The organism is Microbulbifer hainanensis (genome assembly GCF_014904735.1).
Taxonomy (GTDB): Bacteria; Pseudomonadota; Gammaproteobacteria; order Pseudomonadales; family Cellvibrionaceae; genus Microbulbifer; species Microbulbifer hainanensis.
Genome location: NZ_JACZCR010000033.1, coordinates 158,092 through 170,912 on the forward strand (window position 1 = coordinate 158,092; position 12,821 = coordinate 170,912).

General features: G+C 59.5%; 10 protein-coding genes. All 10 read left to right on the forward strand.

The genetic code is table 11. The features are described 5' to 3' along the window. Window positions 1–92: 92 nt before the first annotated feature. The 10 genes from IG168_RS14030 (at window position 93) to IG168_RS14075 (ending at window position 12,820) form a co-directional block, all read left to right on the forward strand. Window positions 93–1,196, forward strand: a complete 1,104-nt coding sequence (locus tag IG168_RS14030; protein WP_193165034.1) for a phosphoribosylaminoimidazolesuccinocarboxamide synthase — start codon at window positions 93–95, stop codon at window positions 1,194–1,196. 220 nt (window positions 1,197–1,416) lie between these two features. Further along, entirely contained in the window at window positions 1,417–2,364 is a 948-nt protein-coding gene (locus IG168_RS14035) for a glycerophosphodiester phosphodiesterase family protein (protein WP_193165035.1), read from the forward strand. A gap of 192 nt (window positions 2,365–2,556) precedes the next feature. Beyond that, window positions 2,557–4,953: a marine proteobacterial sortase target protein gene (locus IG168_RS14040; protein ID WP_319024715.1), complete on the forward strand. Its 2,397-nt coding sequence runs from the start codon at window positions 2,557–2,559 to the stop codon at window positions 4,951–4,953. Beyond that, window positions 4,953–5,531 carry a class GN sortase gene (locus tag IG168_RS14045; RefSeq protein ID WP_193165036.1) on the forward strand — a complete coding sequence of 193 codons (579 nt, stop codon included), beginning with the start codon at window positions 4,953–4,955 and terminating at the stop codon, window positions 5,529–5,531. Before IG168_RS14040 ends, IG168_RS14045 begins: the two co-directional genes overlap by 1 nt. A 706-nt stretch (window positions 5,532–6,237) precedes the next feature. After that, the gene (gene aceE, locus IG168_RS14050) at window positions 6,238–8,907 is read left to right on the forward strand and encodes a pyruvate dehydrogenase (acetyl-transferring), homodimeric type (protein ID WP_193165037.1); all 2,670 of its coding nucleotides are present in this window, start codon (window positions 6,238–6,240) and stop codon (window positions 8,905–8,907) included. Between the two features lie 27 nt (window positions 8,908–8,934). Next, a complete protein-coding gene (aceF, locus tag IG168_RS14055; protein ID WP_193165038.1) occupies window positions 8,935–10,587 on the forward strand; it encodes a dihydrolipoyllysine-residue acetyltransferase in 1,653 nt (550 codons plus the stop codon). A 190-nt stretch (window positions 10,588–10,777) separates the two neighbouring features. After that, a complete protein-coding gene (locus IG168_RS14060; protein ID WP_193165039.1) occupies window positions 10,778–11,047 on the forward strand; it encodes a hypothetical protein in 270 nt (89 codons plus the stop codon). A gap of 107 nt (window positions 11,048–11,154) precedes the next feature. Further along, window positions 11,155–11,457, forward strand: a complete 303-nt coding sequence (locus tag IG168_RS14065; protein ID WP_193165040.1) for a hypothetical protein — start codon at window positions 11,155–11,157, stop codon at window positions 11,455–11,457. Beyond that, on the forward strand, window positions 11,447–11,815 hold the full coding sequence (locus IG168_RS14070; RefSeq protein ID WP_193165041.1) for a hypothetical protein: 369 nt from the start codon (window positions 11,447–11,449) through the stop codon (window positions 11,813–11,815). The genes IG168_RS14065 and IG168_RS14070 overlap by 11 nt, the downstream gene beginning before the upstream one ends. Window positions 11,816–12,196: 381 nt before the next feature. Continuing rightward, entirely contained in the window at window positions 12,197–12,820 is a 624-nt protein-coding gene (locus tag IG168_RS14075) for a carbonic anhydrase (RefSeq protein WP_193165042.1), read from the forward strand. The last annotated feature ends 1 nt before the right edge of the window (window position 12,821 follow it).

Below are 12,821 nucleotides of genomic sequence, written 5' to 3' on the forward strand. Positions count from 1 at the left end.
CCTGTCTACCCTTGGACCCATTTGCTAAAATCTCGCGCCTCTATATATCAGCCCATCCTGATTTCCCTATAGCTTATAGATAGGACAAACCCATGAGCCTTGCTGGCAAAGTACTGGCGGTCAACGATGATTTACCGATTCGCACGGGTAAACCTGTACACAGCGGCAAGGTCCGCTCGGTGTACTGGCTGACCGAGGCCGACAGCCGCCGCCTGATTGACGAAAAAGGTTACCCGGTAGCGCCCGATGCGCCGCTGGCGGTGATGGTCATCTCCGATCGTATCTCCGCGTTCGACTGTATCTGGCGGGGCGAGGGCGGCATGCGCGGCGTACCCGGCAAGGGCGCGGCGCTGAATGCGATTTCCAATCACTGGTTCCAGCTGTTCAAGGACAACGGCCTGGCCGACAGCCATATTCTGGACATCCCGCACCCGGCGGTATGGATCGTGCAGAAGGCCCGCCCGGTAATGATCGAGGCCATCGCGCGCCAGTACATCACCGGCTCCATGTGGCGCGCCTACGCCAAGGGCGAACGCGAATTCTGTGGTATCGAGATCGCCGACGGCCTGCAAAAGGACCAGAAGCTGCCGGAGCTGCTGATCACCCCGTCCACCAAGGGGATCCTGAAAGGCATTCCGGGTGTTCCGGAAGCGGACGATGTGAATGTTACCCGCAAGAACATCGAAGACAATTTCGCGGCGTTCAATTTCCGCAGTAAAGCCGATATCGCGCTGTACGAGAAATTGCTGAAAGAGGGCTTTGATGTCATCTCCGCCGCGCTGGAGAAGCTCGACCAGATCTTTGTCGATACCAAGTTTGAGTTTGGTTATGTCACCGATGCGGATGGCAACGAGAAACTGATCTACATGGATGAAGTGGGTACGCCGGATTCCTCTCGTATCTGGGATGGCGAGCAATACCGAGCGGGTAAAGTGGTGGAAAACTCCAAAGAGGGCTTCCGCCAGGCGCTGCTGAACTACTTCCCCGATCCGGATATCCTGCTGAACAAGGACCGCATGGACGAGCGTATGGCGCTGGCCCGCGACAACGAGTTGCCGGAATCCATGTTCACGGATTTGTCCGCGACTTATGTCGGCATCGCCGAGAAGATCATCGGCAAGAAACTGGAGATTTCCGACGACCCGAAGGCGGAGATTATCCAGGTGCTGCGCGACGATTACGGCCTGATCGACTGATCTTATAGTCGCTTGATGAAAAAAAACCGGCGCATGCGCCGGTTTTTTTATGCGCAGTCGAACGCAGTTGCCACAATTCGCCATAATTGATCACGGCAAAGCCAGGAATGCAACTTTTCCCAACGGCGACTATGTTATAGGGTGGAATTGCGTACTCCGCCGAAGTTGTGGGTGGGAGTTACCTGTATGCCGTCCATTATAGATATGTCCGGGAATCAAAGTGTTGAAAAATAAAATAATCGCTGCCTTTCTATTCTTCGCTGTATTGTTTCTTGTCATAAGGGCCCCGTCCTATGGGGCACCAGATAAAGGGCAGTTGGTCGCCTACCGTGGTGGTGGCCAGTTACTGGACTACGCCACGTTCGATGAGCGTGGTTGTACGGCCAACCAGATCGTAAAATCGGAAAACTCTGGAATCGAAAATACCCTTGATGGTATTGGTAACGCACTGAAAAATGGGTTTCAGATTATTCACCTCAATGTTCATCGGACTGCAGATGGCCAGTTCGCGGTGTTTCATGACTGGACGCTCGATTGCGCCACTAATGGGACGGGAGTTACCTCCGAAAAAACGATGGACTACTTGAAATCACTGGATGCCGGATTCGGATATACATCAGATAAAGGCGATAGTTTTCCATGGCGGGGCAAGGGGTATCGTATTCCTGCACTGCGAGATATCGTGAAAAAATATCCGGAGACCGAATTCTGGTTGAACTTGAAAACGGCAGATCGGGAATCGGTGATGGCGTTACTGAAATTTGAGCAGGGGTTGCCTGTAGGGGAGCGTGGGCATTTTTTTCACTTCGCCGCTGATAAGAATCTTCCGCTCTACAATTCCCAAATGAAGAGCGACAGTGCCACCGTTCAAGCGTCCGCCCTAAGTATCGAATCCGATAAACGCTGCATCAAGGATTACGTGCTGTACGGATGGAGCCGTGTTTTCCCTGAGTCCTGCTCCAATACCAATATTGTCGTCCCGCCGAAGCTTGCGCGCTATCTGTGGGGTTGGCCGGAACAGTTCGCTAGTCGCGCGCAAAGACATGGTAGCCGAGTCTACCTTTGGGTAAAACATCGTCCCTTTCAGGTGGATTACGATTTGCGTGACAAGGGGGTGGGGCTAATTATTGGCGATATCGCAGGTGTCAATGATCAGCACAAGCTCTAAATCAATTCTTGTCGAAGGGGCAATGCGCTAGAATTATGGCAATGGCGCCGTTTTTCTATGGTAACGCCTCTTCAAACTGCCCTGCCACAATTCGTCAGAATTGCCCCATAATCCCGCCGTAATCCTCCCCCAAGTTTGCCGTTTTTCCCCTGTGTAATGACCTCCATTGACAACAGTTCTGGAGGGACGCTTGTGAGCAGGGCAATTTTTTCCGGTCAGCGCATTCCGCGCGAGCTGCTGGTTTTGCCGACCGAGGAGTATTACCGGCGCCGCTATCGCAGCAGTAACCGCGGTCGCTGGTTGCTGTTCCTGGTGACGGCGCTGGCGGTATTTGTCGCCGCAATGGGCGCGCGGGCGCAGCAGTTACCCGCAGTGGCCGGGCAGGGCGAAACCGTCACCCTGAATGACGTGAAGGCCGGCGACCTGTTGTTCCGCATTGGGCTGCGGGGGCAGTATGTGCCGTCGGTTCACCTGGCCAGCCACGCGAAGGTTTCCGTGCGCGGGCTGGTGGCGGAAGTGCGCCTGGAGCAGGAGTTCATCAACCGCACGCAGCAATGGCAGGAGGCGGTTTACGTGCTGCCGCTGCCCGAACAGGCGGCCGTCAACGGACTTGAAATCCAGGTCGGCAAACGCCGTATTGTCGGCAAGGTGCGCGAGCGTCAGGAGGCGGCAAAGATATACCGGGCTGCCCGCGCTGCGGGTAAACGCGCCGCGCTGCTGGAACAGCAGCGCCCGAACCTGTTTACCAACAAGGTTGCGAATATTGCACCCGGTGAAACCGTTCGGGTGCATATCCGCTATCTGCAGCCGGTCAATTACGACAGCGGCGCATTCAGCCTGCGCCTGCCCACCACCCTGACCCCGCGCTATATTCCCGGCGACATCATCGGGGCAGGTGTGGCGGGCGAGGGCGAAGCACCACTGGCATTAAACTCCGAGGGCTGGGCGTTGCCCACGGATCAGGTGCCGGATGCCGATAAAATCACACCCTTCATGCAGCCGGCTGCGGAGCTGGATGGTCTCGGCAGCCACAGGATCTCCATCGACGTGGCGCTGGACGGCGGCCTGCCGCTGGCGAATATCAGCAGTCCCTACCACGACATCGATTCCAGCAAAACGCCGTCCGGTGGCTATGCCATCGCGCTGCGTGGCGGCAGTGCGCTGATGGACCGCGACTTCGTGCTGCGCTGGCGCCCGCGCGCTTCGGCAATGCCACGGGCGGCGCTGTTTACCGAAACAAAGCCCGCTGTAGCTGCGGATGCTAACGGGGATAGCGTGGGGCAGCAGGACACTTACCTGCAGCTACTGCTGTTGCCGCCGGACGCGGTGGGTAAAGTGCGGCGGTTGCCGCGGGAAGTGGTCTATGTGATCGACACGTCCGGATCCATGGGCGGCAACTCCATCCGCCAGGCCAAGGAGAGTCTGCTACTGGCCCTGTCGCGCTTGCAGCCCGGCGACCGTTTCAATGTCATCGAGTTTAACAGTGTCACCCGCGCGTTTTTTCCGCGCCCGGTTGTCGCCGATGCGCAGAGTATCCAGCACGCGCGAACCCAGGTGGAAAACCTGCAGGCCAGCGGCGGCACCGAGATGGCACCGGCCCTGCGTCTCGCATTCAGCCAGCAGTTACCCGGTGATGAATCGCTGGTGCGGCAGGTAATCTTTATTACCGATGGTGCCGTGGGTAATGAGCGGGCCCTGTTTGAACTTATCCATCAGTCGCTGGCCGATGCGCGCCTGTTTACCGTGGGTATTGGCTCTGCACCCAACAGCCATTTTATGCGCAAGGCAGCCCAGTTCGGCCGCGGTACCTTCGTGACCATTGGCGATCTGTCCGAGGTGCAGGAGCGCATGCAGGCGCTGTTCGCCAAGCTGGAGAACCCGCTGGTGACCGACCTGCAGCTTCGCTGGCCGCAGGGATTGGTTGTCGATGCCTACCCCAAGCGCATCCCGGACCTGTACCGCGGTGAGCCCCTGCAGCTGGTGGCGCAGATCGAAGGCGGGCAGTTGCACGGCAAAGTCGAATTACACGGTCGCCTCGCCGGCCAGCAGTTTCAGCGCGAACTGACGCTGCAGTCGAGCAGTGGCGACTCGGGACAGGGTGTCGGCAGTGTGTGGGCGCGCAGCAAGATCGACGCCCTGCGCGACCGCCAGCTGACAACCGGTGAAAATACCGAAGAGGGGCAGTCGCTGCGCGGACAGATCCTGCAGCTGGCACTGGATCACCAGTTGGCGAGTCCTTACACCAGTTTTGTCGCTGTCGAGGAAAAAGTGGTGCGGCCGCAGGGGCAGGGGCTCTCCAAAAGCCCGGTTCCCAATGCCGTCGCGCGTGGCCAGATCCTGCAGCGCCAGACCTACCCGCGCACGGCGGCAGGTATCTATGCGCAGTTGCTGTCGGCCGCGGGCCTGCTCGGCCTTGGTCTATTGCTCCGTGGCAGGAGCGCGTTACAGCGTGGCAGAGATACATTGCGGCGCGGGGGGGGCCTGCGCGGCCGCCTGTCCCACCGGCTGCGCGAGTGGTTGCGACGATTACTGCCGGATCTGCGCCGGGCGCGCCACCCGCTGGAAACCGGCCTGGTGAGGGCGCGCTGATGTGGCGCGCCATCATCTCCTCGCTGCTGCTGGCGGCAGGGCTCTGGCAGCTGGGCGGCGCGACCTGGCTGATGGCCAAAGCGGAGCTGGCCCAGTATCTGATCGGCCGCGCCTGGGATGATCAATTGCAGACCGGTGAGGCGGCGAAACCCTGGCCCTGGGCGGACACGCGGCCGGTGGCAAAACTGGTTGTAAATGGCAGCGATCCGCTGATGGTACTGGACGGCGGTAGTGGCCAGGCGCTGGCGTTCGGTCCCGGGCTGCTGGCGAGCTCCGGTCGCCCGGGAGAGTCGCGCACCACAGTGATTGCGGCCCACCGCGATACCCATTTTGATAACCTCGGCGCGCTGAAGCTCGGTGATCCCGTGGCGTTGCAGGATAGCGACGGACGCTGGTATGACTACCGCGTGGTGGGCACGCGGGTGGTGAACAGCGAGCAGGAGCAGCTGCCGATCTATGCTGAGCCCGGGTTGCTGCTGGTTACCTGTTATCCGTTTCACGCCGTCAATCCCGGTGGCCCGTTGCGCTACCTGGTATACGCCGAGTACCTGGGGGAAGGGCAGGTGGTCCAGCTCTAGTACTTGCCCGTATCCGGCTGCGCGGCCGGCAGTAAGGGGCGCCCCTGGCGTGTCCCAATTCCCTCCTCTTCCTCCAAAACAGCATCATATCCCGCTGCAGTGGCAGATCGCCGTTGCCGCGGCTCCAATGCATATGCCGGCATTGCAATTGATGCTGGCGAACCGGTGGCCCTTTGTACCGTCTGGTCTACGCTCAAGGCATCTCCGTCGGGTCGCCAGTGTGACCATGACTGGGTCTGGGGTTTTGGACTCAACTTTGTAATTAATTTTCGGCTTTTTACCGCAATATCCTCCGTGCAGGTGGGTGTTTGGAATATATTTGTTTTCGAAATTGGTTTTAATTGTTACTAATCGTGCTATCTGGAAAAATTTTTGTAGTAATACTACAATCGCTCCCGCTTTGGGGTCTGGGTGGCCGGAGAGCCGCTTTGGTATCCGGACTGCAGGCCCACTGTCACGACCGAATTTACTGAAGCACAGCAAGAGCTGGTGCCGGCCAATCCCCACCCGCCACGGCAGAAGTGAGTACCTGCACACTCTGCATTTCCGCCAAGCATGGCGGCGAATTGGCGGACATACCGAAAAAAGGGGAGCATTTTTCTGCCTGAGCTGTACTTTGCGCGAAAGCCAAAAGTTACTCATAAAAGCCTTTAATTAAAGACGCTACCGACTCGACGTCGCACAATTCGCCGAGGAGCATTGTTTGATGCAAGACGAAACTGATATCCAGGAAACGCAGGAGTGGCTGGACGCGCTGCAGGCGGTCATTCGCTACAGCGGTAAAGAACGCGCCGCCGCACTGCTGAAACAGCTGACCGATCGCGCAACCGACGTGGGCGTGAAGCTGCCTGCGGCCATTACCACCCCATATCGCAATACCATTCCGCCGAATGCGGAAAAGCGCATGCCCGGCGACCTGTTCATGGAGCGTCGTATCCGCTCGCTGATCCGCTGGAATGCGCTGGCCATGGTGGTACGCGCCAACTCCAACAGCGATAGCCTGGGTGGCCATATCGCGAGCTTCTCCTCCGCGGCGACCCTGTATGACGTCGGCTTCAATTACTTCTTCCGCGGCAACGAAGGGGAAGAGCGCGGCGACCTGATCTTCTTCCAGGGCCACAGCGCACCGGGCATCTATGCCCGCTCCTACCTGGAAGGCCGCTTCGACGAGGAAAAGCTGGACAACTTCCGCCGCGAAGTGAATGGCAATGGCCTGTCTTCCTACCCGCACCCGTGGCTGATGCCGGACTACTGGCAGTTCCCCACCGTATCCATGGGGCTCGGCCCGATCCAGGCGATCTACCAGGCGCACATCATGCGCTATCTGTCCGCGCGCGGCCTTTCGCCTCGCGGCGATCGCAAGGTCTGGGCTTTCCTCGGTGATGGCGAGTGTGACGAGCCGGAAACCCTGGGCGCTATTTCCATGGCCGGCCGCGAAAACCTAGAAAACCTGGTATTCGTGGTCAACTGCAACCTGCAGCGTCTGGACGGCCCGGTGCGCGGTAACGGCAAGATCGTGCAGGAACTCGAGGGCGTCTTCCGCGGTGCCGGCTGGAACGTGCTCAAGGTCCTGTGGGGCCGCCTGTGGGATCCGCTGCTGGAAAAAGACGACAAGGGCCTGCTGCAGAAAGTCATGGACGAAACCGTCGATGGCGAAATGCAGAATTTCAAGGCCAACGGCGGTGCCTATACCCGCGAGCATTTCTTCGGCAAATACCCGGAGCTGCTCGAGATGGTCAAGGACATGTCCGACGACGAGATCATGAAGCTCAATCGCGGCGGCCACGATCCGTACAAGGTGTACGCAGCCTATGCCGAGGCGATGGCGAGCAAGGGCAAGCCCACTGTGATTCTGGCGCAGACTGTAAAAGGCTACGGTCTGGGTGCCGCCGGCGAAGCCGCGATGGACACTCACAACGTCAAGAAAATGGACACAGAGGCGCTCAAGCGCTTCCGCGACCGCTTCGCGATCCCGATTACCGACAAGGAAATCGAGGAAGTTCCGTATTACCGTCCGGCGCCGGACAGCCCGGAAATGAAGTACATGGCCGAGCGTCGCAAGTCGCTGGGTGGCCCGGTACCTTCCCGCAGCACCGAAGTGGCGAAGCTGGAAACCCCCAGCCTGGATGCTTTCAGCGCACTGACCAAAGGCTCCGGCGATCGCGAAATCTCCACCACCATGGCGTTCGTACGCGCGCTTTCCGCGCTGGTAAAAGACAAGAACATCGGCAAAAACATTGCGCCGATCGTTCCGGACGAAGCCCGTACCTTCGGTATGGAAGGCCTGTTCCGCCAGCTGGGTATCTACTCCTCCCAGGGGCAGAAATACACTCCGGTCGATCACGGCCAGATCATGTATTACAAGGAAGACAAGAAGGGCCAGGTACTCGAAGAGGGTATCAATGAGGCCGGCGCCATGTCCGCCTGGATGGCGCTGGCCACGGCGTACTCCAACCACGGCGTGCCCATGGTGCCTTTCTATATCTACTACTCGATGTTCGGCTTCCAGCGCATCGGCGACCTGGCCTGGGCGGCGGGCGACATGCAGGCACGCGGCTTCCTGATCGGTGCCACTGCCGGTCGCACCACGCTGAATGGTGAGGGCCTGCAGCACCAGGATGGCCACAGCCACGTACTGTCGGGCACCATCCCCAACTGCAAGAGCTACGATCCGGCTTACGGCTACGACCTGGCCGTGATCCTGCGCCAGGGCCTGAAGGAGATGTACGAAGAGCAGAAGAACCTCTTCTACTACGTCACCATCGAGAACGAAAACTACCTGCAGCCGGAAATGCCGCAGGGCGTCGAGGAAGGCATCATCCGCGGTGTCTACAAGCTGGAAGGCAATTCCCGCAAGGCCGGCAAAGGCAAGGCGGCGAAGAAGCACGTACAGCTGGTTGGTGCCGGCACCATTCTGCGCGAAGTACTGGCTGCGGCGGATATCCTCGCCGACCAGTTCGGTGTGACCTCCGATGTGTGGAACCTGACTTCAGCGACCGAAGCGGCCCGCGAAGCTCAGGACGTCGCGCGCTGGAACATGCTGCACCCGACCGAAACGCCGCGCAAAGCGTGGGTTTCCGAGCAGTTCGAAGGCAACGAGTCTCCGGTGATTGTATCCACCGATTACATCCGCGCCTATGTCGAGCCGCTGCGCGAATTTATCGACGGCGACATGATCGCGCTGGGCACCGATGGTTTCGGCCGCAGTGACAGCCGCGAGCAACTGCGTCGTTTCTTCGAGGTGGATCGCAACTACGTGACCATCGCTGCGCTTACTGGCCTGGCCAAGCAGGGGGTGATCGATGCGAGTGAGGTTGCGGAAGCAATCAAGAAACTGAACATCGATCCGGAAAAAATCAACCCGCGCCTGGCTTAAGGCTCGCTGGATAAGGAAGGCAAAAGCATGGCAAAACAAGTCATTAAAGTGCCTGATCTCGGCGGCGCCGATCAGGTAGATGTGATTGAAATTTCTGTCGCAGTGGGGGACACCGTCGCGGAAGAGGATGCGCTGATTGTCGTGGAGGGCGATAAGGCCTCCATGGATGTACCTGCGCCATTCGCGGGCAAGATCCTCAGCCTCAGCGTTTCCGAGGGCGACAAGGTTTCCGAGGGCGACGTCATCGGTGAGATCGAAACCGATGTGGCCGGCGACAGTGCTGAAGAGCCCGCGGAAGAGAAAGCGGAGGCGCCTGCACAAGAGGCGGCTCCGGCGCCGGCAGCGGAGAAGTCCGCGCCTGCGTCAGCGCCCGCTGGCGAGGAGGCCGAGCAGGATATCGTGGTGCCCGACCTCGGTGGCGCCGATGCCGTCGATGTCATCGAGATCACTGTATCGGCCGGCGACGAAGTGGGCGAGGGCGATTCCCTGATCGTGGTGGAGGGCGATAAGGCCTCCATGGACGTTCCCTCTCCGGCGGCGGGCACCATCGTGTCCATTGCGGTCAAGGAAGGCGACAAGGTCTCGACTGGCGACGTCATTGGCGTGATGAAAACCGTTTCCGGTGGCGGTGCGCCCGCGCCGGCAGCGGCGGAATCCAAGCCTGAGCCGGCGCCCACGGCGGCACCGGTACCCGCCGCCGCGGCAAGCCAGGAACCGCCGGCAGCACCGCAGAAGGATCACCACCTGGAGCGGGACCACACCGTTTCTGCCGAGGTGTATGCCGGCCCGGCCGTGCGCAAACTGGCCCGCGAACTGGGCGTGACCCTGAACAAGGTGAAGCCGACAGGCCCGCGCAATCGCGTCACCAAAGACGACCTGCACGCCTACATCAAGGAGCAGGTGAAGAAAGCGGAAAGCGGTGCCGTGGGCGTTGGCGGTGGTCTCGGTATCGCCAAGATGCCGGAGATCGACTTCAGCCAGTTTGGCCCGGTGAAAACCGAGCCGATGAGCAAGATTCACAAGCTCACCGCGGCCAATATGGCGCGCAACTGGTTGAACGTGCCCCACGTGACCCAGTTCGACGATGCGGATATCACCGAGCTGGAGGAATTCCGCAAGTCCATGAAAGCGGACGCGGAAAAGCACGGTGTAAAACTGACGCCGGTGCCCTTCCTGCTGAAAGCGGTAGCCGCCGCACTGCGCGCCGAGCCGAGCTTCAACGTGTCGCTGCACAATGACGGCGAACATATTGTGCGCAAGGACTATGTGCACGTCGGTATGGCCGTGGATACGCCCAAGGGCCTGATGGTGCCGGTGATCCGCGATGTGGATAAGAAGGGCCTGTACGAACTGGCGGAAGAAGCCACCGCGATGGCTATTGCTGCCCGCGACGGCAAGCTGAAGCCGCGGGATATGCAGGGCGCCTGTTTCACCATTTCCAGCCTCGGCGCCATCGGCGGCACCGGCTTTACGCCGATCGTCAATTCGCCGGAAGTGGGTATCCTGGGTGTCTCCAAGCTTTCGGTACAGCCTGTATGGAACGGTAAGGAATTCATGCCGCGGCAGATGCTGCCCCTGGCACTGTCTTACGACCACCGCGCGGTTAACGGCGGTGATGCCGGCCGCTTCATGACCTATCTGGTCGGCGTATTGAGCGACGTCCGTCGCCTGCTGCTCTGACCGACTGCGCGGCGCACTGGCAATCAGTGCGCCGCGCTTTTCCGCCCTCTAATCCGCTTTTTTTCTCGCATCCACGTCATGTGGAATTTCGCGCATAAATTCCCCCGCCACCGGCAAGTCAAAACCTCCGCCAACTACACTGAAAAAGTACAGACCAGACGCGCACTCTGAATGAGAGAGGTATTCGGAAATGAAGCGCATAGGGACATTCGCACTGCCCGTCGCGGCAGCGTTGGCGATGCAGGGTTGCATCTTTTTACCTGTAGAAGACGGCGGTCGGCACGATCCATTCTTCTTCGATCCGGATGATGCCACCCAGAGCGCCGATTTCATTGAAGTCGGCAATTACCAACCCAGCGCCTACCACCCCCCGGCCAGCAGTCGTCACTGTGAAGTGGATTCGGGGATGCGAAAAGTCGGTTCGGCGTGCTGGTTTTTTCCGGTGATGCGAGTGTATTGATGGGCAGTGTCGCCCGGTCGTGAACAGTGGTCGACGGGCCGACATAAAACCGATTAGTGACGTTTGATGCATTCCCGGTACACGCGAACCTGAAAGAGGAAAGCCCCATGCGCAATCGTATCTTTGTTTTCGCCGCCATTACTGCGCCGATCTTGTTCGGTGGCTGCGGAGTTGCCGATACCCGCGATGATGTGGTCTATCCTTACAGCCCGCCAGTACCGCGTGCGGCCGAATATCGGGCGGCCCCCCAGTATCGTGCGCCCGCCGCGCAACCCAGCACGCAGAAAGCCAATTACTCATCGGCCTGTCCGGCCGATGCGGAAGAGCTGGCGCCCGGCTCCATCTGCCCCTCAACGGCGCAGTGTTACGAAATCTCAGGTGGCAAGCGTTGTATTGTCTATGAAAAATAATCTGCTGATTGTTGCACTCATTACCTCGTGCCTGCTCGGTGGCTGTGCCGGAATGGACGGCTTCTGGTGCGATCTGCGCGGCACGCCCCAATATTATGTCAGCCAGCGCACGGTACCACTGCAAGAGGTGCAGGCGTTCCCGCGCCAATGCCTGGCCGGCGATAGCGAAATTCTGGATCTCGCGCAGTGCTCGACGATGAGTGCCGCCTGTTATCAGCTGGATACCGGTAGTTGGTGCACTGCAGCGCGACCGGGCATCTGCCCGAGCGACACCGTGCCCGAATATCAGGAAGCGGATTGTCCCGCGGGCGCCGACTGCTGGATGTATTCACCGAATCTGCGCTGTCGCTCCGTCTAGCTGATTTTGACTGACCGGCTACCAGGCGTCAGTCGTTTTAGATTTCCTCTTACTCTCCTGCTCACTGCCCGGCTCCGCCGGGCATTTCTTTTATTGAATCGCACATTACCCGGTGCTGGTCCGGCAACATTTTCCGGCGCGAAATCTGAGCGTTGTTTCCGTGATCGTCGGCGGAGCTTTGGTAAAATGAGCAGACATCTGTATTGGCCGCGCGTGCGGTTCAATAGCGATGATCCGGTTAACTATGTGGTTGCGTATAAACCTGGTCGACGACGTCGACGTGCAGCAAAATATTGGTGGTCGTTTCAGCGGGCTCGATGAGCGGAAACACGCAAGGCAATGACCATAGGAATTGTCAGGATATTCGAGAGGTGGAGTGAAATGTTGTCAGCACAGGAATCACTGCAGCGGCTGATTGAAGGTAACCGGCGATTTGTCGCCGGTCGTCAGGAGCAGGACACCGCGTCGGAAAAACGCCGCGAACTGGTGGCAGGGCAGGCGCCTTTTGCGATCATTCTCGGCTGTTCCGACTCCCGTGTGCCTGCGGAGCTCGTCTTCGATCAGGGGCTGGGAGACCTGTTCGTTATCCGCGTGGCCGGCAATGTGGTGGCGCCATCGCAGATCGGCAGTGTCGAATTCGCGGCCGAAGCCTTCGGCACCCGTCTGGTGGTCGTACTGGGGCACTCTAATTGCGGCGCCATTCAGGCCACCCTCGACGAACTAAAGCGCCCACAGGAGAACCGCTCGCCGAACCTGCGCTCCATCGTTGATCGCATTCGCCCGTCGATCGAGCCCCTGGTGGAGTCAGCGCCCGCGGATACCGGCGAGCAGCTGGTGGAGCGCGCGGTGCGTGCCAATATCCGCGCGTCGGCCAAACAGCTGCGCTATGGTTCGCAGATCCTCGAGGAGCTGGTGGAAAAGGATGGATTGCTGATTGTCGGCGCAGAGTACTCGCTGGAAACCGGCGCCGTAGATTTCTTCGAGGGCCTGCCGAGCGATAAATGAT

Bases quoted from the DNA above. Each gene is read 5' to 3' on its own strand.
- IG168_RS14030 (WP_193165034.1), top strand. From the start codon at position 93: ATGAGCCTTGCTGGCAAAGTACTGGCGGTCAACGATGATTTACCGATT.
- IG168_RS14045 (WP_193165036.1), top strand. From the start codon at position 4,953: ATGTGGCGCGCCATCATCTCCTCGCTGCTGCTGGCGGCAGGGCTCTGG.
- aceE (WP_193165037.1), top strand. From the start codon at position 6,238: ATGCAAGACGAAACTGATATCCAGGAAACGCAGGAGTGGCTGGACGCG.
- aceF (WP_193165038.1), top strand. From the start codon at position 8,935: ATGGCAAAACAAGTCATTAAAGTGCCTGATCTCGGCGGCGCCGATCAG.
- IG168_RS14060 (WP_193165039.1), top strand. From the start codon at position 10,778: ATGAAGCGCATAGGGACATTCGCACTGCCCGTCGCGGCAGCGTTGGCG.
- IG168_RS14065 (WP_193165040.1), top strand. From the start codon at position 11,155: ATGCGCAATCGTATCTTTGTTTTCGCCGCCATTACTGCGCCGATCTTG.
- IG168_RS14070 (WP_193165041.1), top strand. From the start codon at position 11,447: ATGAAAAATAATCTGCTGATTGTTGCACTCATTACCTCGTGCCTGCTC.
- IG168_RS14075 (WP_193165042.1), top strand. From the start codon at position 12,197: ATGTTGTCAGCACAGGAATCACTGCAGCGGCTGATTGAAGGTAACCGG.